At 60.0% G+C, this 23,475-nt stretch carries 20 protein-coding genes; 10 read left to right on the top strand and 10 right to left on the bottom strand.

Features of this window, described 5'->3' with window-relative positions:
- Positions 1-124 precede the first annotated feature (124 nt).
- The 7 genes from BUA94_RS16460 to BUA94_RS16430 form a co-directional block, all read right to left on the bottom strand.
- Positions 125-1,924, bottom strand: a complete 1,800-nt coding sequence (locus BUA94_RS16460; protein ID WP_073014450.1) for an IlvD/Edd family dehydratase — start codon at positions 1,922-1,924, stop codon at positions 125-127.
- Between the two features lie 127 nt (positions 1,925-2,051).
- Positions 2,052-3,623, bottom strand: coding sequence for an HAD family hydrolase (locus tag BUA94_RS16455; RefSeq protein WP_073014449.1), 1,572 nt, complete (start codon positions 3,621-3,623; stop codon positions 2,052-2,054).
- Positions 3,624-4,040: 417 nt separating this feature from the next.
- Positions 4,041-5,756, bottom strand: coding sequence for an ABC transporter ATP-binding protein (locus tag BUA94_RS16450; protein ID WP_073014448.1), 1,716 nt, complete (start codon positions 5,754-5,756; stop codon positions 4,041-4,043).
- Between the two features lie 10 nt (positions 5,757-5,766).
- On the bottom strand, positions 5,767-6,723 hold the full coding sequence (locus BUA94_RS16445; RefSeq protein WP_073014447.1) for an ABC transporter permease: 957 nt from the start codon (positions 6,721-6,723) through the stop codon (positions 5,767-5,769).
- A gap of 11 nt (positions 6,724-6,734) precedes the next feature.
- Positions 6,735-7,709: an ABC transporter permease gene (locus tag BUA94_RS16440; protein ID WP_073014446.1), complete on the bottom strand. Its 975-nt coding sequence runs from the start codon at positions 7,707-7,709 to the stop codon at positions 6,735-6,737.
- A 67-nt stretch (positions 7,710-7,776) separates the two neighbouring features.
- Positions 7,777-9,363, bottom strand: a complete 1,587-nt coding sequence (locus BUA94_RS16435) for an ABC transporter substrate-binding protein (RefSeq protein WP_073014445.1) — start codon at positions 9,361-9,363, stop codon at positions 7,777-7,779.
- Positions 9,364-9,556: 193 nt separating this feature from the next.
- Positions 9,557-11,302, bottom strand: coding sequence for an adenylate/guanylate cyclase domain-containing protein (locus BUA94_RS16430; RefSeq protein WP_073014444.1), 1,746 nt, complete (start codon positions 11,300-11,302; stop codon positions 9,557-9,559).
- 174 nt (positions 11,303-11,476) lie between these two features.
- Between BUA94_RS16430 and BUA94_RS16425 the strand changes: the two genes are divergently transcribed.
- Positions 11,477-12,823, top strand: a complete 1,347-nt coding sequence (locus tag BUA94_RS16425) for an FAD-binding oxidoreductase (RefSeq protein WP_073014443.1) — start codon at positions 11,477-11,479, stop codon at positions 12,821-12,823.
- A gap of 87 nt (positions 12,824-12,910) precedes the next feature.
- The gene (locus BUA94_RS16420) at positions 12,911-13,270 is read left to right on the top strand and encodes an ArsC family reductase (protein ID WP_073014442.1); all 360 of its coding nucleotides are present in this window, start codon (positions 12,911-12,913) and stop codon (positions 13,268-13,270) included.
- Positions 13,271-13,310: 40 nt separating this feature from the next.
- On the opposite strand, the gene BUA94_RS16415 is transcribed toward BUA94_RS16420, so the two are convergent.
- A complete protein-coding gene (locus BUA94_RS16415; RefSeq protein ID WP_073014441.1) occupies positions 13,311-13,697 on the bottom strand; it encodes a YcbK family protein in 387 nt (128 codons plus the stop codon).
- Positions 13,698-13,956: 259 nt separating this feature from the next.
- On the opposite strand from BUA94_RS16415, the gene purU reads away from it, so the two are divergent.
- A complete protein-coding gene (purU, locus tag BUA94_RS16410; protein WP_073014862.1) occupies positions 13,957-14,814 on the top strand; it encodes a formyltetrahydrofolate deformylase in 858 nt (285 codons plus the stop codon).
- Positions 14,815-14,832: 18 nt separating this feature from the next.
- On the opposite strand, the gene BUA94_RS16405 is transcribed toward purU, so the two are convergent.
- Positions 14,833-15,750 carry a LysR family transcriptional regulator gene (locus BUA94_RS16405; protein WP_073014440.1) on the bottom strand — a complete coding sequence of 306 codons (918 nt, stop codon included), beginning with the start codon at positions 15,748-15,750 and terminating at the stop codon, positions 14,833-14,835.
- Between the two features lie 137 nt (positions 15,751-15,887).
- Here BUA94_RS16405 and BUA94_RS16400 point away from each other — a divergent pair, with 137 nt between their 5' ends.
- Complete coding sequence (locus tag BUA94_RS16400) at positions 15,888-16,133, top strand: hypothetical protein (protein WP_073014439.1); 246 nt, start codon at positions 15,888-15,890, stop codon at positions 16,131-16,133.
- Here BUA94_RS16400 and BUA94_RS16395 read toward each other — a convergent pair.
- Positions 16,130-16,726 carry a LysE family translocator gene (locus tag BUA94_RS16395; RefSeq protein ID WP_073014861.1) on the bottom strand — a complete coding sequence of 199 codons (597 nt, stop codon included), beginning with the start codon at positions 16,724-16,726 and terminating at the stop codon, positions 16,130-16,132. The two genes, BUA94_RS16400 and BUA94_RS16395, sit on opposite strands and share 4 nt — an antisense overlap.
- Positions 16,727-16,807: 81 nt before the next feature.
- On the opposite strand from BUA94_RS16395, the gene BUA94_RS16390 reads away from it, so the two are divergent.
- The 6 genes from BUA94_RS16390 (at position 16,808) to BUA94_RS16365 (ending at position 23,014) form a co-directional block, all read left to right on the top strand.
- Positions 16,808-18,220 (top strand): aminotransferase-like domain-containing protein, encoded by a 1,413-nt coding sequence (locus tag BUA94_RS16390; protein ID WP_084082089.1) that lies wholly within the window; start codon positions 16,808-16,810, stop codon positions 18,218-18,220.
- A 98-nt stretch (positions 18,221-18,318) separates the two neighbouring features.
- Positions 18,319-19,095: an energy-coupling factor ABC transporter ATP-binding protein gene (locus BUA94_RS16385; RefSeq protein WP_084082088.1), complete on the top strand. Its 777-nt coding sequence runs from the start codon at positions 18,319-18,321 to the stop codon at positions 19,093-19,095.
- Positions 19,092-19,730: an energy-coupling factor transporter transmembrane component T family protein gene (locus BUA94_RS16380; protein WP_073014438.1), complete on the top strand. Its 639-nt coding sequence runs from the start codon at positions 19,092-19,094 to the stop codon at positions 19,728-19,730. Before BUA94_RS16385 ends, BUA94_RS16380 begins: the two co-directional genes overlap by 4 nt.
- Positions 19,731-19,770: 40 nt before the next feature.
- The gene (locus BUA94_RS16375) at positions 19,771-20,325 is read left to right on the top strand and encodes a biotin transporter BioY (protein WP_073014437.1); all 555 of its coding nucleotides are present in this window, start codon (positions 19,771-19,773) and stop codon (positions 20,323-20,325) included.
- A gap of 32 nt (positions 20,326-20,357) precedes the next feature.
- Positions 20,358-21,812 carry an AMP-binding protein gene (locus BUA94_RS16370; protein ID WP_073014436.1) on the top strand — a complete coding sequence of 485 codons (1,455 nt, stop codon included), beginning with the start codon at positions 20,358-20,360 and terminating at the stop codon, positions 21,810-21,812.
- Positions 21,812-23,014, top strand: coding sequence for a thiolase family protein (locus tag BUA94_RS16365; protein ID WP_073014435.1), 1,203 nt, complete (start codon positions 21,812-21,814; stop codon positions 23,012-23,014). The genes BUA94_RS16370 and BUA94_RS16365 overlap by 1 nt, the downstream gene beginning before the upstream one ends.
- Positions 23,015-23,475: the final 461 nt, after the last annotated feature.

The following is a 23,475-nucleotide window of genomic DNA, read 5'->3' as shown; positions in this document are numbered from 1 at the left end:
ATCCGGCTCTCCTGTTGGGCATCGCCCGCCGGTTGGGATGGACCCAAGCATACCGTTTACGTAATCGTCAAGTGTGCAATGGGGTGCCAGTCAGCAATTTGCTCGGCTCCCCATCGCATCCGGTTCAGTGGTTGTCGCGTGGAAGGCCTCTTGTATGCGCGACATCCTGGTATTTGACCGCAGGCTTGAGCACCATGCCCTTGTCGAACTGGTCGATCATGGAGCGCTGGATTTCCTGCCAGGGGGTCTGGTTCTCGGCGACGGCAAAGCCGCCTTCTGCCTCCAGGTCCGTCCGCCGCTGGGCGAGTTCCTCATCGGAAATCAGAATGTTGGCAGTTCCCTTGCCAAGATCGATGCGAACCAGATCCCCGGTCTGGATCAGGGCAAGACCACCCATTGCGGCAGCTTCCGGGGAGGCGTTCAGGATCGACGGAGACCCGGACGTTCCGGATTGGCGGCCGTCACCAATGCAGGGCAGGGAATGAATGCCGCGTTTGATCAAGGCTGCCGGCGGCTGCATGTTCACCACTTCTGCACCGCCCGGATAGCCGATCGGGCCTGTGCCGCGGATGAAGAGCATGCAGTTCTCATCGATATCCAGCTCGGGATTGTCGATATTGTCGTGGTAGTCCTCCGGTCCTTCGAACACGATCGCCCGGCCTTCAAAGGCTTCCGGATCATCCGGGTTCGAAAGGTACCGGTTGCGGAACTCCTCCGAAATCACGCTGGTCTTCATGATCGCGCTGTCGAAGAGATTGCCCTTCAGATTGAGGAAGCCGGCCCGTTCCTTGAGCGGTTCGTCATAGGGCAGGATCACGTCCGGAAGATCGGTGACGATGCCGCGGCAATTGTCGCCGATGGACCTGCCATTCACCGTCACTGCATCCGGATGGGGCAGGGCATTGTGGCGCATCAGTTCTGCAACAACTGCTGGAACGCCACCGGCGTGGAAATAGTCCTCGCCGAGATAGTCTCCTGCCGGCTGAAGGTTGACCATGAGCGGAACGTCATGGCCGATGTCCTGCCAATCGTCATTGTCCAGCGGCACGCCCAGATGGCTGGCAATCGCGTTCAGGTGAATGGGCGCATTGGTCGAACCGCCGATGGCGGAGTTCACGACGATGGCATTCTCGAAGGCCTGACGGGTCATGATGTCGGAAGGCTTGAGATCTTCATGGACCATGTCCACGATCCTCCGGCCTGTCTCGTAGGCGATATGCCCCCGCTGCCGATAGGGAGCGGGAATGGCTGCGCCGCCCGGCAGTTCCATGCCCAGAGCTTCCGCCAGCGAGTTCATGGTCGTGGCGGTACCCATGGTGTTGCAATAGCCGACTGATGGCGTTGCGGATTCAACGAGATCCATGAAACCGGACATGTCGATTTCTCCGGAGGCAAGAAGTTCTCTTGCCTTCCAGACGATCGTACCGGACCCGGTGCGCTCGCCCTTGTACCAGCCGTTCAGCATCGGGCCGACCGACAGGGCGATGGCCGGGATGTTGACGGTTGCCGCCGCCATGAGACAGGCAGGCGTGGTCTTGTCACAGCCGATGGTCAGCACGACGCCGTCGATCGGATAGCCGTAGAGCAGTTCAACCAGGCCAAGATAGGCAAGGTTCCGGTCGAGGGTTGCGGTGGGGCGCTTGCCCGTTTCCTGGATCGGATGAACCGGGAACTCGAAGCAGATGCCTCCCGCCTCGCGGATGCCTTCACGAACCCGCTTGGCCAGTTCAAGATGATGCCGGTTGCAAGGGGAAAGATCGGAGCCTGTCTGGGCGATGCCGATGATCGGCCGGCCGGATTGAAGTTCCTCGCGAGTCAGGCCGAAATTCAGATAGCGCTCGATATAGAGCGCCGTCATGCCTGGATTGTCCGGATTGTTGAACCAGGCCCTGGAGCGCAGCTGGTGCTCCTTCTTGTCACCCATGAAACCTCTCCCAGTCAGGTGGCGGCGCTTGGGCCGCATTATTATCGATTAAGTTCACCTGATGGGGATCTGTAAAGGCGGGAAACGTCCAAAAGAGACTTCTGTCCTCAGTCCTTGGTTGCCGGGATCATGAGTTTCTATTTTTCCGCAGCCAGTTCGCCGCCAGTATTTTGCCGCCTGCCGCGCATAGCCCACAGATGAAGGGCGAAATGGCGACCGGGAGCAGCATGAAACAGCAGAAGAGTGCGGCAAGTCCTGAAAGGCCTGCCTGGAAGGTCAGAAGGGCTTTGGACAGTTTGCTGCTGTCCTGGGCAGCATCCAGAAGGAAAGGAAAGTGCCGCAGGGGCGCCGCAGCAAGGGCCGGGTGAATGCGTGCCAGCAGCGCTCCGGGGGCAACGTTGCCGCCAAGGGAATAGACCAGAAGTCCATTGCCGGGTTCCGGCGTCACAAACAGACCGGTGTCGGAGGCTACAGCCTCGCCAGCGCTGGCCAGACGTGCCTGAGGCCGCTTGCCGGAAATGGCAGCGCTCATACCCAGCTGCTTGGCAAAGGCATTGGCGCTTGCCTCGCCCGCGCCGGAAACCAGCGTGGTGCTGCGACCAGCGTGCCGGATTGCGGCGATCGTTGCCGGGCTGTCCGGGTGCGTGGTCACGTGCAGGGCTAGCATGCCGACAGCGCGGCCACCGGCGGCAACGATGAGACAGGTCTTGCCTTCCGCCTCATGAGACCGGCAGAGGGAGGTCGCCGTAAAGCTGTCGATTTTCAGTTCCTGCATCAGGTTGCGGTTGCCGACGGCAATGGCTTCACCACCCAGCATGGCCACAACACCAAGCCCGGGGACTTCCTCGAACTCTTCTGGAGCGCCCTCTGGCACCTGCCAGTCGGCCGCAATCGAGCGGATGGCCCGGGCCGCCGGATGGGTCGCGTGCCGTTCTGCAGCCGCTGCGACCGCCAGAAGCGGTTCCTGTCTGCGGTCGAAGGCATGAACATCGGTCACGACCAGTTCTTCTGTGGCCAAAAGCGCGTGCCGGTCAAAAGCGACCGAACGGACAGACTGGACGGTCTTCAGGGTTTCCGGGCCATAGAGTTCGATGCCGTAACCGGCTGCGCGCGTTTCTGCGGCCTTTGCCGCCATGCGCCGGAGAGGTTCGGGCGTATAGGGCCAGGCAACGGCCAGAACCGCAGCTCCCGCCCGCAGGCCCGAGGCAAGATCAGAAAAAAGACCCCAGGCCAAGCCGGCGATCAGGGCAAGAAAGACGCCCGCCAGCGCCTGGAGGTACTCCCAGGAAGAGGGGTCATGCAGATCGAACCGGATGCGGGTTGAGATCGTGTCTGTGCCTGTCGCCGTCCGGCAAAGACCGCGCAGGGTCGCAAGGCAGGCAGCCGTCAGGGCGAGCGGCTCGGCGGTTTCAGGTTGTCCGCTCAGCCATCCGGCAAGGCCTGCGCCAAGAGCACAGAGCAGGGCAGTCCCGTATGTCATCAGGTCCAAAGGCAGAAACGCGCCGGTTCTTGCGACCTGAAAAAGTCCGCCCGCGCCGAGCGCCGTCGAAGCGCCTGCCAGAAGCAACACGGCTGCGGCCGGCAAAACCGCCTGCTGGCCATAGAAGGCAAATGCGGCGGACAAAAGCGGCAACAGGAGCAGAAGCAACCCGAAACAGGCGAGGTTTCGGATCATCGGCTTGATGACGGAAAGAGGCATGAGACTTCAATAACCTGAGTAGCTGCGTGCCTTGCGGACAAATGGCAGGTAGGAGCCGACTTGTATGCCAGTCGTGGCAGACTGTCGCCATGATTCCCGATCCGTAAACAGGATGGATCGGCCAAGAATAAGGCGGCTGCGAAGCATGTTCGCGTCAGGTTGCTGACACTGCCTCTCATTTCAGCACTGAGGGGCTACAGAACGCCATGGAATGTGCTAAAGTGACCTTACGGAATTTTACAAGGACCTGCCGGTTTTCAAGGTCGATCCTGTGTTTTGAGTATTGGCAGAAAAAGACACCGGAGAAGAGTTGTGTCTCTTCTCCGGTTTTTCGTGCAAAGGCACGACAGCGCCCAAGATTTCCGATGGCATTGCCCAGATTGACCGTACAGAAGCTTGATCTTAGCGGACCGCGAATCAGCCCTGCTGCGAGGCTGCGAGAAGTTCCATCGATGGCATCAGGGTCAACAGCTGCCGGGTGTAGGCGTGCCCGGGGGAGGTGAACAGGCCCTCACAGTCCGCCAGTTCGCAAAGCTCGCCGTTGCGCATCACCGCGACCCTGTCGCACATCTGCCGGATGACCGCGAGGTCATGGCTGATGAACAGCATCGTCAACCCGAGCTCTTGCTGCAGATCCTTTAAAAGATTGAGGATCTGGGCCTGGATCGACACATCCAGAGCAGAGGTCGGCTCGTCGCAGACAAGAAACCTTGGACGGGTTGCAAGGGCGCGGGCGATGGAAATGCGTTGTCTCTGGCCGCCGGAAAACTCATGGGGGAACTTGTCGCCGGCTGCCGCGCCCAGACCGACATGATCCAGAAGATCAGCGACGATCTGCGCGACTTCCGCGTTGGAAGACGCCAGTCTGTGGAGCCGTATGGGCTCGGCGACAATGGCGCTTACGCGCATGCGGGCATTGAGGGATGAAAACGGATCCTGAAAGATCATCTGCATCTGCCGGCGCATGGCAAGGATCTGCTTGCGCTCCTTCAGTGCTGTCAGATCCTGCCCGGCAAAGCGGATCGAACCACCGGTGGGGTGATAGAGGCCTGTGATCAGCCGGGCGATGGTCGATTTTCCGGATCCTGATTCCCCGACGAGGCCGAAGGTCTCTCCTTCCCTGATGTCGAAGGAGACGGATTTGACTGCATCGAAATAACGCCGCCGGGATGGAAAGACCGACGACCTTGTCTCGAAGCGCATGGACAGATCAGAGAGACTGAGAAGCGGACCCGTTACCGGTTCATGGGAACGTGTCTTGCCCAGCCAGTGGGTGGACAGGTCAATGGCGGAGGAGGGGGGTGTCTCTTCTTCGATATAAGAAACGCTTGGAAAACGTTCGACCTTGATGTCGGGCCGGGGAACAGCAGAAATCAGGCTTTTCGTATAGGCGTGGCTCGGGTGGCCGAGAACCTGTGCGGTCGGGCCAAGCTCCACCAGTTTGCCTCGGTACATGACGGCTACCTGATCTGTCAGTTCGGCAATCACGCCCATGTCGTGCGTGATGACCATCATGGCCACGTTCCGCTCGCGGCAGAGCTTTCGCAACAAGTCGAGGATCTGCGCCTGAATGGAGACATCGAGCGCGGTTGTCGGTTCATCGGCAATGATGAGTTCCGGCTCCGCACAAAGGGCGAGGGCAATAACGACACGCTGCCGCATGCCGCCTGAAAACTGGTGCGGGTATTGAGAGAGACGGTCCTCTGCGCCGGGAATGCCGACTGCCTTCAGCAGTTCGAGGGCCCTTTCTCTGGCTTGTGCAGGGGAAAGGGGCAAGTGAACCCGGATGGTCTCGACAAGCTGGGCCTCGATTGTCTGAAGCGGATCGAGCGAGGTCAACGGGTCCTGAAAGATCATGCCGATCCGCTTGCCACGCAACTTGCGCAAGGAAGCTTCTGGCATCTGGTCGATCCGGTCGCCATCCAGCCGGATTTCACCTGCCGTGATCCGTCCGGGCTCCTGCAACAGGCCGATGACCGCATTGCCGACCGTGGACTTGCCTGCACCGCTTTCGCCGACAACACCCAGGATCTTGCCGGCTTCCAGGGTCAGGGACACGTCTTCAACCGCCGTGAAGGTCGACTTGCGGCCTGGGAAACGAACGGTCAGGTTGTTGATCGACAAGACGCTCATGACCGGTCCTTCAGCGCAGTTTCGGGTTCAGGGCGTCCCGCAGCCAGTCGCCCAGAAGATTGACGTTCAGCACAAGGACAGCGAGCGCCACGCCGGGGAAGATCGCGATCCACCATTCGCCTGAGTAGAGGAAGTCGTTGCCGATCGAGATCAGCGTTCCAAGAGAGGGCTGGGTGGAGGGCATGCCGACGCCGAGGAAGGACAGGGTTGCCTCCGTCACGATTGCCAGTGCCAGATTGATGGTCGCAATCACGAACACCGGCCCGAGGACATTCGGCAGGATATGACGGATCATGATGATGACAGACGGAATTCCGATCACGCGGGCTGCCTGGACATATTCCTTGTTCTTTTCCACCAGGGTCGAACTGCGCACGGTTCTGGCGTATTGCACCCAGAAGGACAGGGCGAGGGAGCAGATCAGGATCCAGAAGGAGAAGATCTCCCGGTCGAGGTTTCCGAAGATCCCGCGCACCGCACCGTCGATCAGAAGGGCGATCAGGATGGCCGGGAAGGTCAGTTGCACATCGGCGATGCGCATGATCAGGGCGTCGATCTTTCCGCCTGCATAGCCTGCGACCAAGCCTAGACTGATGCCGATGGCGGCGGCGGCGAAGACAGAACATATTCCGACAATCAGCGAAATCCGGAGGCCATAGAGAATGCCTGAAAGGAGGTCGCGGCCCTGATCGTCGGTTCCCAGCAGAAAGCGGGGCTCGCCATATTCCATCCAGACCGGCGGAATGCGGGCATCCATGATCGACAGCCCCGCAAGATCAAACGGATCATGAGGGGCAATCATGGGCGCAAGAATTGCGGCCAGAACGAAGAGCAGCGTTCCTGTGGCAGCAGCGACAGTCACCTTCGACCGCAGGAATGAATGGGTGAGGTCGCTGTCCAGAACCCGGCGAAGGACTGATGGGGCCGGGGCGGCAGAGCTGGTCTGGTCTTGTCCTGAGGGGCCCATGCGTCTCTCCGTCAGGCTTGCTTCACCCGCAGGCGCGGGTCGATGAGGAAATAGAGAATGTCGACGATGAAGTTGATCGACACGAACAGGAAGGCGGTCAGGATCAGATAGGCGGCCATGACCGGTATATCGACGTTCTGAACTGCCTGAAGGAACAGAAGCCCCATGCCAGGCCACTGGAACACGGTCTCCGTGATAGTGGCAAAGGCGATGATCGATCCGAGCTGCAAACCGGTGATGGTGATCACCGGGATCAGCGTGTTCTTCAGGGCGTGGCGCAGATAGATGGCCCTGTTGCTGAGGCCGCGGGCTCTGGCGAACTTGATGTAGTCGGTGCGGATGACTTCCAGCATTTCCGCCCGGATCAGCCGCATGATCAGGGTCATCTGGTAGAGACCAAGGGTGATGGAAGGCAGGATGAGGGCCTTGAGGCCCGAAACGGTCAAGAAACCGGTGGTCCACCAGGAACCGATCTCCACCACATCGCCCCGCCCGAAACTCGGCAGCCACTGAAGCGTGACGGAAAACAGGAAGATCAGCAGTATGCCAATAAAGAATGTCGGCAGGGAAATGCCGATCAGGGAAACCGACAGGAACAGCTTGGAGAGCCAGGACTCTCGGTTCAACCCGGCATAGATGCCCATCGGGATACCGGCCAGAAGCGCGAAGAGGGCCGAGGTGAAGCTCAGTTCCAGGGTTGCAGGAATGCGCTTGGCAAAGAGATCGGCGACCGGCTGGCGGAACTGATAGGACGTCCCAAAATCGAATTGCGCCGCGTTGGTCACAAACCGTGTGAACTGAAGCGGAAGCGGATCATTCAGTCCGAGCCTTTCCCTCAGGGCCTCGCGTGCCTCGATGCTGGTTTCCATCCCCACCATCTGGTTGACCGGATCCCCCACGAAGCGAAACATGGAGAAGGCGATCAAGGCGACCGCCAACATGACGATCACAGCCTGAACAAAGCGGCGGAGGGCAAAGCCTAACATCGGGACCTGCGCATCTTGTGGCTGGAGGCCGCCTCCGGTTTCTCCGGAGGCGGCAATGCGGAAGGGCTCAGTTCTTGGTCACGAAGCGGAAAAGGAACTGGTCGTCGGCCCTCTGAGCGAGGGTCAGCTTGTCGGATACACCCCAGGCCAGGCTTTGCTGGTGCAGGGGAATGTAGGAAACGTCCTCATGGGTGAGCGTGAAGGCCTGGGCGATCAGGTCGTCACGGGTCTTCGGATCGTTTTCGACGAGGATCTGCTTGGCCAGTTCGTCGACCTTGGGGTTGCAATAGCCACCGATATTGAAGGCGCCGCCATTGCCCTGATCATCCCGGCAGGCTTCCAGATCGGCGAGGATGTTCCAGCTGTCGAAAGACGGCGGGGTCCAGCCGAGCATGTAGAACGATGTGTCATAGCCGCCCGAATACAGGATGCGGGCGAAATACTTCGCCTTGGGCTGGGCGTTCAGATTCACCTTCACATTGATGCGCGCCAGCATGGAGGCGACCGCCTGACAGATCGCGTCGTCGTTGACATAGCGGTCATTCGGGCAATCCATGCCGATGGAAAATCCGTCCGGATAGCCCGCGTCCTCGAGCAAAGCCTTGGCGGCCTTGGGGTCATACGGATAGCGATGGAACTCGCCGGAGCGGGAGAAGAGCAGCGGAGAGATCATCAGCGCCGAGGGCGTCGACATGCCGCGCATGATCTTCTGGCTGATGCCGTCAATGTCGATGGCCTGATAAAAGGCCTTGCGGACGCGGACATCCTTGAACGGGTTCTTGCCCTTCACGCTGGAATAGAGCAGTTCGTCGCGCGTCTGATCCATACCCAGGAAAATCGTGCGAAGCTCCGGTCCGGTCATCACGCGGGTGCTGCCATTGCCGTCGATCCGCTTCAGATCCTGCACAGGCACGGGATAGACCATGTCCATCTCGCCAGACAGCAGCGCTGCAACGCGGGTGGCGTCGGAACCGATCGGCGTGAATTCCACCTTGTCCAGATTGTGCTTTGCCGTGTCCCACCAGCCATCGAATTTCTCGAAGGTGGTCTGAACGCCGGGCTCATGCATCGTGACCTTGAACGGGCCGGTACCATTGGCATGAAGGCTGGCGTAATTGGGCGTGGTGTCTGACGCAGAGGTGATCTTCACCGCGTCATGTTCTTCAGTCCATTCCTTGTCCATGATGAACATGGTTTCCCATTCCGAGGGAAGGATCGGATTGGGCGAGGACAGAACGAAGTCGACTGTGTGGGCGTCGACCACTTCCACTTTTGTGTCCTTGGGGAGGCGGGAGGTGAGGTCAGACCCTTCGCCACGCAGGCGGTCAACGGAGAAGACAACATCGTCGGCGGTGAAGTCGTTGCCGTTCTGGAATTTCACACCCTTGCGCAGATGAAAGCGCCACCGGGTTGGATCAACCAATTCCCAGCTTTCGGCCAGGGCGGGCTCGATTTCCAGCTTTTCGTTCCGCCGGATGAGGCCTTCATAGACGTTGCCGAGCATCGACAGCGTGAACGTCTCGTTCAGGCTGTACGGATCAAGCTGGGTCAGTGGTCCCTGATAGGCAAATTTCAGCGTTGCGGCCTGTGCCGCCGGTGCCAGCGCGCTGGCTGCTACAAAGATTGCGGCAAAACTCTTTCCGAATTTGCTCATGACCCCTCACATGCTTGATCCGGTTAGCCGGGTGTTTTCACCCTCGCACAGGAATTCCGGCCGGTGAGCGCCGCAACGGATCCATTCCCGTCCACTGGAAGGCAGTTGAGCGGCTATGGGCCGGAGTTTCAAGGCGAGTTTATATTATTCGTATCCTTCCGCATCGGAATGAGCAAGATTATGTCCTTGATAATTATGCGGATCTGCCCAGAGGAATGGGAACCGGGGTGGAGAGCTGGCGAACATCGTCGACACAGGCGACTGCCAGGGGAGCTTGCCGGCCGCGAACGGTCACGAGCCGGGTGGTCCCCGGCTTGTCCGGCCAGATGCCGGTCGCTTCAAAAACATCGTGAGAAATAGCGGCGACGACATTCTCTTCCTTGGCAACGCCTTCCAGGCGGCTTGCCACATTGACGACATCGCCCAGAGCGGTCAGGCCCGAGGCGACACCGCCGCGCCCTTCCAGGCCAATGCGGCCCAGAATGACTGTGCCCGCATGCATGCCGACGGCAATGCGAAGCGGCTTGTCGATGTGGTCCTTCAGGTCCTTGTTGACCTGGGCAAGCTCTTCATTCAGTGCCGAGATCGCAGCAAGAGCCGAAGAAACGCCGTCTGCCAGATTGCTGTCCACGCCGAAGAGCACCATGACCCCGTCGCCCATGACCTTGTCGACCATGCCGCCGGCCTTCTGCACCGTGCGGACGACGCCATCCACGTAGCGGTTCAAAATGAAAACCACGTCGAATGGCAGCTTGCCTTCGCTGAGGGACGTAAAGCCGCGCAGGTCGATGAACATGACGGCGATCGGCTGTTCCACACCCCAGCGGTAGCGGTCATAGATCCCGTCGCGGGCAAGCGGGCGGGTGGCATTGAAGAGGGGCCGCACCACCATGTCGTCAACGGGGCGGAACTGGCAGGCAAGGCGCACATTTGAGCGGGCGTCGATCCGCTTGAGGACCTGCCGCTCGATGGCATTGGGAGGCGCGAGCCGGGATTGCCCGGCCAGGATCAGCGTCCGGCAGGTGGAGCAGCGCCCACGCCCGCCGCAGACAGACATGTGCGGGATGCTCTTCATCCGGCTGATTTCAAGCAGCGTTGGGCCGGGAGCGGATTTCACTGTCCGGCCATCGAGATATTGAATGGTGATCTTGCGGGAGAAGGCCGTGTAGACGTGCCGCGCAATCATGAAGACAAAAATGGCGAGCGCGATCAGGTAGAAGCCGTTGCGGACGATTTCGACCTGTTCAAGGAGAGCTGCCTTCTGTTCAACGGTGAGGAAGGGAAGTCCTGTGGTCCGGCCCGTATGGCTGGCAATGCCTTCTGCCGTGAAACCCTGGCCGTTGAGGATCACCCGCCGTGCTTCGGAGGTCCAGCCAGTCAGGGCGAGAATGGGGATCAGGAGAGCAATGCAGGCAAGCGTCGTGCGGATGCGGGCGTACCAGGGCTTCATTCTCAGCCAGTAGTGCAGCCCGATGCAGCCATGCAGCCAGACGATGACCAAGAGACCACTCTGAAGGATGGCGCTGCTTGGCCAGAGCGAGAATAGCTCATATTTGTAGCCGATGGTCGAGCCGAATTGCAGGGTCGCGCCGCGTGTGACGATGATGTGCTTGATGAGCACATAAGGAATGAGAAGGCCCAGGAACAACTGCGCCGCTTCCCAAACCGGCATCCGCCAGGTTCTGCGCTTCACCGTCTTCCAGAGCGCAAGACAGACATGGGTCAGAAGTGCTGCGTAAAGAAGGACAGCACCGGCGGCCGAGTACCAGATGGTGCCAAAGAACTCCAGTCCCCGCTCCATCCACTGCAGGGAGAGGTTGCCCAGCGTGTGGTTGAGGAAATGCATGAGCGCGAATGAAAACAGAACAAGTCCGGAAGCGAGCCGGATGCGTTGCTCCAGAGGACCGCTGCTGGGGGGATGCTTGATCTGCTTGCTCATTCAGGAAGGCTTCCGGGTTGGTTGGTGTTCCAAGTCTTTGATACACTAGGTTCCCGCAAACTGCCTTCAGGTTTTCCTTTGGCGTGCAGATTGCTTCTAGAGGACGACAAACGTCTGTTCCTGTGAGTCTACTGCGGAGCAGGTACTTCCCGCCCTACGTCTGGAGATCATTCCGTGTCCCTAACATCTCAGCTGGAAATCGACCTGAAGGATCTGGAGCTTGCCAGCGATCCCGCGACCTTGAAGCTCAAGAGCCGGGACTTTTTCTGGTTCTCTCCGGTTCTGAAACGGGAGCTGGAGAGCTGCCGGGCGGATCTTGTGGTGCGGCCCAAGACGATTGCCGATGTGATGCAAGTTGCGGCAGCAGCTGCCAAATCCCGCAGCATTGTGACTGTGCGCGGCGGCGGCACGGGCAATTACGGGCAGGCAGTGCCGCTGGAAGGCGGGCTGGTCATCGACATGGCCGGTCTTGACCGGGTGGTGAATGTGGCACCGGGCGTTGGCACGTTCGAGGCCGGGGCAACGATGCTGGAGATTGACAAGGCGCTGGCGCCCAAGGGCTGGGAACTCCGGTTCTATCCGTCGACGCGCAAACAGGCGACGATCGGTGGATTTGTTGCCGGAGGCGCTGCGGGGGCCGGGTCCTGCACCTGGGGCCAGCTGGCGGATCCGGGAGCCGTTCTTGCTGTTGAGGTGGTGACCATCGAGGAAGAGCCGAAACTTATCAGGCTGGATGGGCCTGATGTGCTCAAGGTTCTCCATGCCTATGGCATAAATGGCATCATTGTCTCCGTCACCGTTCCGCTTGCTCCAGCTCACCCCTGGGCGGAGCGGATCGTGGCCTTTCCGGACTTCAAGAAGGCGGCAGCCTTCGGACAGGCCTTTACCGAGGCAGATGGCATTGCCAAGAAGCTTGTTTCCGTCTTCGACCAACGCATTCCTCCCAAGCTGGGCCGGGTGGGCAAGCTGGTGCCGGAAGGAAAGGCGGCGGCGATCATCATGGTGAGTGAACCGCAGGCCGGGGCGATGGCCCATTTGGCGGCTCAATTCGACGGCGAAGTCGTTTTCGAGCGCGGGGCTCAGGACGCGCAGGCGGCCGCATTCGAGGGTCATGGAACTTATGGACCGCTTTACGAATACACCTGGAACCACACGACGCTTCATGCCTTGAAGCGCGACCCGGCTGTCACCTATCTCCAGCTCCGGTTTCCGCCGGAAACCAATCTGGAAGTGGCCGAGCGTGTGGCTGCGGAATTTGGTGACGAGGTTCTGTTGCATCTGGAGTTTCAGCGCCGGTTCGGCCGGGTGACCTGTTCGGCCCTGCCGCTGGTGCAGTACTCATCGGATGAGCGGTTGAACGAGGTCATGGCGCGGATCGAGGAACTTGGAGCGCAGGTCTCGAACCCCCACACCTATGTGCTGAACAATGCCGGCTGGAAAAGAGTCGATGCGCCTCAGCCGGAGTTCAAGCGGATTGCCGATCCTTACGGCCTGATGAACCCGGGCAAGCTCGCGGTTTGAGGTCTTCTGCGTCTTTGGGGTTGAAACCTTGGGAGTGAAAGGCAAAGGTTTGCGCCGATTCGGGCGCAAACTGGAGAAGGATCTGCCATGAAGGTCTACGGCATCAAGAACTGCGATACGGTCAAGAAGGCCCGCAAGTTCCTTGAGGAGGCTGGCGTTGCCTACAGTTTCCACGACTACAAGAAGGACGGCGTCGACGCTGAAAAGCTCCGTCAATTCGTGAGTGAGTTCGGCTGGGAAATGGTACTGAACCGGAAGGGAACGACCTGGCGCAAGCTCGACGATGAAACCCAGGACGGTGTGACCAATGCAGAGACCGCCATCGAAGTGATGCTGGAGCATCCCTCCACCATCAAGCGGCCGATTGCCGAAGGGAAGAACAAGATCCTGCTCGGCTATGATCCGGTTGCCTGGGAAATGTCGCTGGAGCTGGGCGAACTCGTCTGAAGGTCAGATCGGGTAGGGGCGGAACAGGATCCTGCCCGCCTTACCAGGTCCGACGCGGGCCGATGTCGATGTGATAGTGGCCGGCGCGGTAATATTTATAGCCGCCCACATCCTTCTGGGATTTCAGATAGGCAATGACCGAGTTCGGATCGCCCCGGACCTTGAAATCCACCGCATCGCAGCTCAGGTGGTAGGAACTGCTTGCGCCACCCTTCCACCAGTTCTCGAGCCACCAGCGGTTGGTCGAGGTGACGGTGACATGGCCGTAGCGGTCGGCCACGCGGTTGAGAACCCGCTTCAGCTTGCCCGGCACGCACCAGCGCGTGTCGTGATAGGCGACGTCACTGCTCGAGAACCAGCCTGCGCATCCTGACAGGAGCAGCGAAGCGGCAAGAATGCACGCGAGGTTTCTGACGGGGAGTCTCATCACCCGGTCCCTTCCGATTAAAAGTCCCTTCCCACGGCAGACTCTCGCGCGTCTTGGTTAAGGTAGTCGTGACAAACATAGTTAAAATTGCATCAAATCTGCTGCGATCCTCATGGGTTCTGTTCATATTTGACCACAGATAACTGCCGCCGGCAGGGCGGTCTCACCAGCCATGAAAGCTGATTTGCTTGACTGCCTGCACCAGCTGGGAGAAGAGAGGCGCCGAGCACGCGGCCCCCGCGGTAATGGAGAAGAAGAAGTGTCCGACCGTCTTTTTGTATTCACCCTGTCTTGTGAAGACCGGCCGGGTATCGTGGCTGCTGTAACCACTGAGCTTGCGGATCTCGGCGCGAATATCGCCGAAAGCAATCAGTTCTGGGATCAGGCAACCAACCGCTTCTTCATGCGTATTGCCATTCTGGTGCCGGAGCCCGCGACCGTTGACAGTCTTCAGCGTGCACTTGCTCCTGCCATTTCGCGTTTCGACATGAAGACGTCCCTCTATGACATGTCGCGCCGCCCGCGCATGATTGTCATGGTTTCCAAGTTCGACCACGCCCTGCTGCATTTGCTGTATCAGATCCGGGTCGGCTGGCTGGATGCGGAAGTCGTTGCCATTGTGTCGAACCATGAAGACAGCGCCCGGACGGCCGAAAATGAGGGCATTCCCTTCCATCATTGGCCGGTGAACAAGGACAACAAGGCCGAGCAGGAAGAGCGTCTGCTCAAGCTGGTGCATGAAACCGATGCGGATCTGGTGGTTCTTGCCCGTTACATGCAGGTTCTGTCCGACAACATGTCGAAGCGTCTCTTCGGCAAGGTGATCAACATTCACCACTCCTTCCTGCCGAGCTTCAAGGGCGCACGTCCCTATCATCAGGCCCACCAGCGGGGCGTGAAGATGATCGGAGCGACGGCACATTATGTTACCGCCGATCTGGACGAAGGGCCGATCATCGAACAGGACGCCGAGCGCGTCAGCCATTCGATGTCGGCGCAGGATTTCGTGGCCCGCGGCCGCGACATTGAATCCCGCGTTCTGGCCCGTGCCGTGAAGTACCACATGGAAAACCGGGTGATCATAGTCGGCAACAAGACGATCGTCTTTACTCAGTGACAGAGGGACGGCGGAGGCTCAAGCCTCCGCCATTTCCATCAGGGCGCCATCCCGGCGCAGCTCGCTCAGCATCCAGTCCCGGAACAGTTGCACCTTCCGGGACCGGCCATTCAGCTTTGAATAGCTCAGCGACCAGTGTTCCCCATCGATGTCAGACACCTGGTCGAAAGGTTGGAGCAGCTCTCCCCGCTCAAGGGATTCCTTGCAGAAATAGGGTGTCAGGATCGCAACGCCCTGGCCCGAAATCGCCCTGCTGGCCTCCAGTGCCTGTGATCCCATGCGGGAGGAGGGCAGGTGGCTGAAGTCGACATTCGGCAGGCCCGCCTCCGTGAACCAGACCTGCCACCAGGGATCATGCGCATCGATGATCGGCAGGTTCAGAAGGTCTTCCGGCTTTGTGATCGGACCGTAGGACGCCGCAAGCTTCGGGCTCAGCATCGGCGTGCAATTGGCTCTCACCAGCGCAACCTTGTGCCAGTCCTGGGGAGGCGGGTAGCAGGCGGAGAGCACCACGTCCGCGCTCTGGAACTCCGGTGACGAAGCAGGCCCATAGGGCATGATCCGGACGTTCAGATCCGGGTATTCCAGCTCAAAGAAATGGATCCGCTGGGAAAGCCAGCGCATTGCAAAGGTTGTGTTGCTGGAGATGGTCAAAAGGGAGGTGGTCGTGGTGCGAACTTCCGAGAAGGCTTCCCTGAGATCCGCGAATGAGGTCGTGACCCGCTGTGCGAGCCGGATACCGCGCTCAGTCAGTTCGATCCGCCGTGGCAGGCGGACAAAGACCTGGAAACCCAGGTTCTCTTCAAGAATGCGGATCTGATAGCTCACGGCAGCCTGGGTCATTCCCAGTTCGTCCGCAGCCTTTGTAAAGCTCAGATGGCGGCTGGCTGCATCAAAGACGCGGATAGCGGACAAAGGGGGTAGGGGCTGATTCATGCATAAGGTCTCCTTATGCATAGTAGCTGAAATTTGGTTGGTCAGAAACCCCGGCTTGGGCGAAAACATCGCCTGTAAACCACCGGAGTATCTCCTCAATGACTGCGAACCCACAGGTTCGGCAGAACGGCCGTGCTATGCCTATTTCCCTGAAGTCTGTCCTTGTTTTCCTTATGCGTCTCCCGGTGATCGGCCTGCGGTCGGGAATTGCCCGGCGGCCAGTCTCTGCGCTGTCCGAACATCTCATCCGGGATGCTGGCCTGGAAGGTCCGTTGCAGACCGGTGACGGTTTTGACCAGCGCTGGCATCGCGAGCTGCGGGAGCAGATGGAACACCAGCGCTGTCTGGCCCGTCAGGTGAAAGCCGGGCAATCCGGGCGCTAAAGCAGCATTGCCCAGGCAGTGGCGGCAAGCATTCCTGCCGCCATCAATACAGTGGTGACCCGCAAGGCTCTGCCCTCGCCAAGAAGTGCGAGGATGGAAACCCCAAGCAGTGCCCAGATCGAATGGGCGATCATGCCGCCGGTGATGAAGCCCCCTGTCAGGATCAGCGCATTCTGGCCGATGCTCAGGCTGTTGCCTGCAAAGAAAGTGGTGAAGGCGACCAGGCTCATGGCCCAGGTCTTCGGGCTGAGGGGATGAATCAGCAGTCCTTCCCAGAAGCTGGGCAAGGTGACTGTACCTTTTGGCCGGATGCTCAGCGACACGATGCGCCAGGCCAGATAGGTCATGTAGCCCATGCTCAGGAGCTTGAAGACCATTACCAGCGGTCCGCCCTGCGCCATCACGTGGCCAAGACCGAAGGCAACGCAAAGGTTCAGACAGATCGAGCCAATCTGGGAGGCCAGAATGACCGGAAAGGCGGTGCGATAGCCTGAGGCCGCGCCAATCGCCATGAAAGTCAGGTTCCCGGGGCCTGGCGTGCCGGTCATGACGGCAACGAACAAGGCGAAAGCGGCAAGAGCTGTGCTGTCCATTATGTGATACAATCGATACAATTCAGGGTGAGAACAGCAATTGCTTGAGTTTGTTTCAGCGTCAATGTAATTATTGTCCTCATGACAATCTGGTGTCCCGACATTTCTGCTGCCTCAGGCCCGATCTATCTGGCCGTGGCCGATGCCATGGAGGCTGATATCCGGTCTGGCGCCTTGCCGGTCGGAACCAAGCTTCCGCCTCAGCGTGAGCTGGCCTATCAGCTGGGGGTAACCCTCGGCACGATCACCCGGGCCTACCGGGAGGCCGAACGCCGGCGGCTTTTGCGGGGAGAGACGGGGCGAGGGACTTATGTGGCTCCCGCAGAGATCGAGGCCTCGCCTCTGATCCCGAGGGAAGACCGCACGGGCGAGCTGGATCTGGCCCGGAACTTTGCCTTTCCGCATCTCAATCCTGATCTGGCCAAGGGATTGTCCCGGCTGTCGCGCACGCCCGGGATCGAGCGTCTGAACGGCTTTGTTCCCTCCGAGGGGCTCGCCCACCACCGGGAGGCAGGGGCCCGGTTGTTCCGGTTGTTCCGGCTGTCCGCTGATCCGTCGAATATCGCAGTGACCTGCGGTGCCCAGCATGGCATCCAGGTTCTGCTTCAGGCGCTTTTCCGGCCAGGAGACGCGGTGGCGGTGGATGCCTTCACCTATCCTTCGCTCTTGAACTCAGCCCCGCATCTGGGCTTGAAGCTTGTGCCCCTGCCCATGCTGCGCAGTGCTGAGGGCCGGTTTCTGTCCATGGATCCGGACGCCTTGGCAGCGGCCGCCAGAACGGAAGGGGTTCGCGGTGTCTTCCTGATGCCCAATATGCACAATCCGACCGCCCACACGATGAGCCTTGCCGAGCGCGAGGCTCTGGTGGACGTTGCCCGAAGGCATGGACTGCGCATCATTGAAGATGACCCCTACACCCCTTTTGTCAGGGATGAGCTTCCGGCCCTGGGCACACTGGCTCCGGAGCTGACCGCTTCCATTGCCAGCATTTCCAAGCTTCTGTCGCCCGGCAGCCGGATCGGGTTCGTCCATGTGCCGAAGGAATATGGCAGCGCGGTGCGCAGCCTCATCGGCGAAAGCACTTGGATGGCCTCGCCGATCACTGCGGAACTTGTGTCCGGCTGGATTGCGGATGGCACCTTGAAGCGGACCCTTCTGGAAAAGAGGCGGGTGAATGCCGCTCGGTTTGCTGTTGCCGGAGAACTGTTGGGTGAGGAGCGGGTCGAAGGCGGGATGGACAAGGTCTTCGGCTGGCTGCATCTTGATCCGGAAACGGACCCTGGCGCCGTGGAGGCCGAGCTGCGCCGCAGGGGTGTTGCCGCGCTGTCCTCGCGATATTTCCAGTCGGCCGACCGCCGTCCGGCGCCCTTTATGCGGCTGTGCTGGGGATCTATTGCCGGTGAGACCGAATTCCGCACAGCCATCAACTGTGTCGCAGAGGTTTTGGCTGCTCCCCAGTTCAAAGCCCGGATCCTGAGCGGGCCTGTTGCCTGATCGGGTGCCGCTTTGACAATTCATCACAAGCCGTGAATAAGCGTCCGGTTGGCTCTTCCGCCAGCAGGGCTCTGAGCAACTGGGGATCCGGGCAAGTCATGGCGTTCTTTCGCAAACGGCAGGAAAACGCGCAAGCATCGTCCTTCAATCCGGACGCAGACCCTTATGCCGTGCTCGAGAACGTTGGCCTGGAGATGACCGGCCATCAGGTCCTGCAGGACATTTCCCTTAAGCTTTCGGAGCGCCGGATCGGCATTGTCGGCCTCAACGGTTCAGGCAAGAGCAGCCTGATCCGGCTGCTGAACGGTCTGCGGTTGCCGACGTCCGGGGATGTGCGTGTATTCGGAGCTGACACGAAAACCGTGCAGCGGGACCTGCCGCGTTATGTGGGCTTTGTGTTCCAGAACCCGGATCACCAGGCGATCTTCCCAACTGTCGAAGAGGAAATCGCCTTTGGCCTGACCCAGCTTGGGGCTTCAAAGACGGAGGCCGTTTCCGGTGCCCGTGTATTCCTCGAGCGCCATGGCTGTGCGCATCTGGGACCTAAACCCTTCGCGGATCTCTCCGAGGGGCAGAAGCAGCTGATCTGCATTCTGGCGGTGCTGGTGATGAAGCCGAAGCTGCTTGTGCTGGACGAGCCCATGTCCTCCCTGGACGGGCTTGCGACCCGCCGGATCCAGAACCTCATTGCGGCACTGGATCAACGGATCATCATGATCAGTCACGACCTGAGCCTTTTGACATCCTATGACAGGGTGCTCTGGATGGAGGGGGGGCGTCTTCGGATGGACGGTTCACCTCAGGATGTTCTTCCTGCCTATGAGGCGGATATCTCTGCCCGGGCGGATATTCCCGTCGATGGGGATGCGTTTTGATCTCCCTCTATCTGCCTGGCGCGTCCTGGTGCCACCGGCTGCCGGCCCGTCTGAAGCTGATCCTTCTTGCAGTCGTGAGCATGGCAGTCTTTCCGGTGCAGGACTTCTGGATCCTCAGCGCGCTTCTGGCCTTGACCCTTCTGGCCTATTCAAGTCTGGGCAAGGGCGGACTTCAGCAGGTCAAGGCCTTGCGGCCCATGGGCGCGATGCTGGCGATCATCTTTCTGCTTCACGCGGTGACAGGTGACTGGCGTGAGGGTGTTGTCACCATTGAACGGCTGACGGCTCTCATTCTCCTGGCCAATCTGGTGACCATCACGACCCGCATGGATGACATGATGGAAGCGGTCATGCCGCTTTTCGCCCCATTGTCCTGGCTTGGACTGTCGCCGCGCAAACCCGCGCTGGCCGTGACACTGGTGTTACGATTTGCACCGGTGCTGCTCAGCGTATATTCCTCGCTGCGCGAAGCCTATCAGTCCCGCAGCGGAAAGCGCACGAGCTGGCGGCTGATGGGGCCTTTCATGCTTCAAGCCCTCGCCATGGCTGACAATGTGGCAGAAGCCCTGACGGCGAGAGGCGGAGCAGAAGGATTTGGCGCGCGCGATACATCGGTGCTCCCGGTCCGCAATTGAGTTCAAGACGATCCGGCAAGAGCCGGAGGAGGAAACGGTTATGAATGACCGCACACTGGTACAGATTGCCTTCTATGCGGCCCTGACGGCGGCGCTGGGCCTCCTGCCGAAGCTTGCCATCCCGGTCGCAGGCGGTGTTCCCGTCACGGCTCAGACCCTCGGCATCATGCTGGCGGGCGTCATGCTCGGCCCGGTCCGTGGCGCTCTTGCCATCCTGCTGTTCCTCTTCCTCGTCGCCCTCGGTGCGCCGCTTCTGGCTGGTGGCCGTGGCGGTCTTGGCGTTTTCCAGTCTCCGGGCGCAGGCTTCATCCTTGCCTGGCCGATTGGCGCGTTCGTTGCCGGTCTGATCATGCAGAAGACTGCCTCCTGGCGGGTTCTGCCTGCGGCGGCCCTGGCTGCGACCGTTGGCGGGATCGGCGTTGTCTATCTCTTCGGTATCCCGGGTCTTGCCTATCTTGCAGACATGAGCCTCGCAAAGGCCGCCACCGGCAGCGCGGTCTTCATCCCGGGCGATGCGATCAAGGTTGTCGTTGCCGCCGTGGTTGCCGAAACCGTGGCCCGCGGCCTGCCCCGGGCGCTTCTGTCGCGCTCCTGAGCCCTTGGCTCATTATCTTTGCGGGTCACGCCATGGGTTTTGTAGGTGACACGCTGCTGCCCCTGGCGGAAGCAGATCCTGACCGTCCGGCGCTTTCGAGCGGCGGGCGGACCTGGTCCCGCAAGGCACTGGCCCGGGACGTTGTCCAGCTAAGCCAAAGGCTGCGGCAGCTGGTGCCGGCAGGCGGCCGGGTGGCACTTTCGCTGGAAAATCCCGCCGAGCTTTTGATCGGCTTTTTCGCCGCCGCCCGCCGGGGCGCGGTGGCAATGGTCTATGATCCGGCCTGGCCGCAGGCCCGCAGAAGCTGGATCGAGGCGCAAACCCGCCCCGATCTGATCCTGGACGAAGCAACGTTCCGGACATTCTTGGCGCCTGTGGACGCTTCCGCTGAAGACCCCAATGCCGTGTTCGGGCAAGACCCAAAGCCTGAGGATCCTTTCTATGCCGGATTTACCTCTGGCTCGACCGGTGATCCCAAAGGTTATTGCCGGAGCCACAGGTCCTGGCTCGACAGCTTTGCTGTCAGCGCGGCGGAATTTCCCATTGGCGGAGACGACCGGGTCATCATTCCCGGCAATATGGTGCATTCGCTTCATCTATATGGGGCGGTTCATGGGCTGGTCTGCGGCGCGACGGTGGAAATCGCAGACCGCTTCAACCCGCGAGCGCTGGCAACCTGTCTCAAGGCGCCCGGATCCTCGGTGCTTTATGCCACCCCGACACAGATCCATTATATTGCGGCAGAGCTGAGCCGCAGTGGCGCTGCAAAGAAGGTCCGGCTTCTTCTGGCCAGTGGTGCCAAGTGGCGTGAGGCAGACCGCAAGGCCATGGCGAGTGTCTTCCCGTCTGCCCGGCTGGTAGAATTCTACGGCGCATCCGAAATGAGCTTCATCACCATTTCTGCACCGGAAGACTGCCCGCCGGATGGGTCTGTCGGCAGAGCAGCCCATGGTGTGGAGATTGCCATCCGGGACGACAGCCGGAACGCTCTGCCCATCGGCGAGACCGGAACCATCTGGGTTCGCAGCTCCATGCTGTTCGATGGCTATATCTGTGGTGGCGGCAGCGAGATCGCCCGGGAGAATGGCTGGCTGACGGTCGGGGACCGGGGCCGGCTGGATGAGAACGGGTTCCTGTATCTCGCAGGCCGGGAAAAACGCATGATCATCACCTCCGGTCTGAACATCTATCCGGAGGAAGTGGAGCAGGTCCTGTTGTCTCATGAGAAAGTGGCGCTCGCGGCCGTCGTGTCAAAGCCCGACAAGGTGCGCGGGGCCGTTCTGATTGCCGTGGTTCAGGCGCATCCGGGCAGTGACTTGAATGATGGGATCTTGCGCCGGCATTGCCTGCAGCATCTGGGCCGAGCACGTACGCCGCGTGCCTTCCTGCTTCTGAAGGAGCTGCCTCTGACAGCCGGCGGCAAGATCGACCTGAAGCAGCTGGAAGCTAGGGTGCTATTGCCTGCGGATGTTGGAAGGGGGAACTGATGAGGGCAAGGGCGGTGATCCTGGCGGCAAAGAGAACGCCGGTCGCACCGCGCGGCGGGGCTTTCAAGACCCTGCAGGCAGATGAACTCGCTGCTGCCGTCATCAAGGCACTCCTGGCGGAAACGGGCCTTCCGGCAGAGAAGGTCGATCAGGTCATTTTCGGCAATGCATTATATGGTGGGGGCAATCCGGCGCGTATGGCAGCGCTGAGGGCAGGGCTTCCTGCGTCAATTCCCGCCCTGACCATGGATACCCAATGCTGTTCCGGTCTGGATGCCATTCTCCTTGGCTGCCGGCTGATCGAAGCTGGCGCTGCTTCCTGCGTGATCGCCGGGGGGATGGAAAGCTTCTCCCGGTCCCCACTGCGTGCCCATCGCCCGCTCGATGCCGCACGCGAGCCCGTTTCCTATCAGCGCCCGTCCTTCGCGCCGGCTCCCTATGAAGACCCAGATCTCGCGGTAGCAGCTGCGCGCCTGGCAGAGGAGCGCGGATTTTCAAGGCAGGAACAGGCGGCCTATACGGTTCAGTCCCATGCCAAGGCGCTCGCAGCCTTGGCGCTTGGGGCCTTTGATCCGGAATTGGTGTGTGTCGAGGCTGGCGGGTCTGCGAATACGGATAGGGCACTCCGGAGAGACAGCTATTCAAGACAGCTCTCGCAGGCGGTTGCCCTGCGCAGTCCGGTCCTGGCCGGTCACGCCGAGACAGCTCTTTTGTCTGCGGCAACGGCAGTTGAAGCCGATGCGGCGGCGGCCGTACTGATTGCCAGTGCGGAATTTGCCCAGAGCCTGAAAGAGAACCTGCGGGAAATCTCAGGACCGATGATTGGCATCTCGGGGGGATTGTCTATGGGAGGTAATCCAGGCCAGCCAGCACTCGTGCCAACTGCGGCCATCACAGAGCTGATGGCGCGGCAAGGATTGGAGCCTAGGCGATATCAGCAGCTGGAACTGATGGAAGCCTATGCGCCGCAGGCCATGGCGACACTCCAGGATCTGACATTTCGAGAGGATGTCGTGAACCCGGAAGGAGGCGCGCTCGCAAGAGGTCACCCGATAGGAGCGTCCGGAGCCATACTTGCAGTCCGACTTTTTCACGGTTTGAAAAAAAATCAGAAAAAAGAAGCCGGCGAAGCACGGGGAATTGCAGCCATTGCAGCGGCTGGAGGACTGGCAAGCGTATTGTCTTTGCAGACAGAACCCTAATTCCTACTTGGTGTTAACGTTTTGTGGATTGTTTTTGTTTGTTTGATTTTCGTAGGGGTGTTGTGGGTTTTTTGGGTGTGTTGGGAGTGTTTGTCCACAGGGGGTTGGTTGGATGATTTTTCAAAGTTCGAAAAAGTTTGTTTTTGGAGTTGACGGTTCGGGGGGCGGGGCCTATAACCCGGTTCATCGACGGCGGCAACGTCGCTGGCGACAGGGCCTTGCGCTCTAAATTACTGAAATTGAGCGTTGACAACGGTCTTCGGATGGTTGATAAGGCGGCTCTGTTTCGGGCCTCTCCGGAGGTTCTGGTTCTTCTGATTTTCGCTTAGGCGCAGATGGAAAACCAATCTAGCCCAACGGGTTAGAGTTCTTTGACAATTTGGATTTGAAGGAAGAGAAGCGTGGACGGCGTTGTTCTTGCGAGGCTCTGGTTGAGAGACTGGAGTTAGAGTAAGAGTTAC

The organism is Roseibium suaedae, from assembly GCF_900142725.1.
Classification (GTDB): Bacteria; Pseudomonadota; Alphaproteobacteria; order Rhizobiales; family Stappiaceae; genus Roseibium; species Roseibium suaedae.
This window is presented reverse-complemented; position numbering and strand designations above follow the sequence as displayed.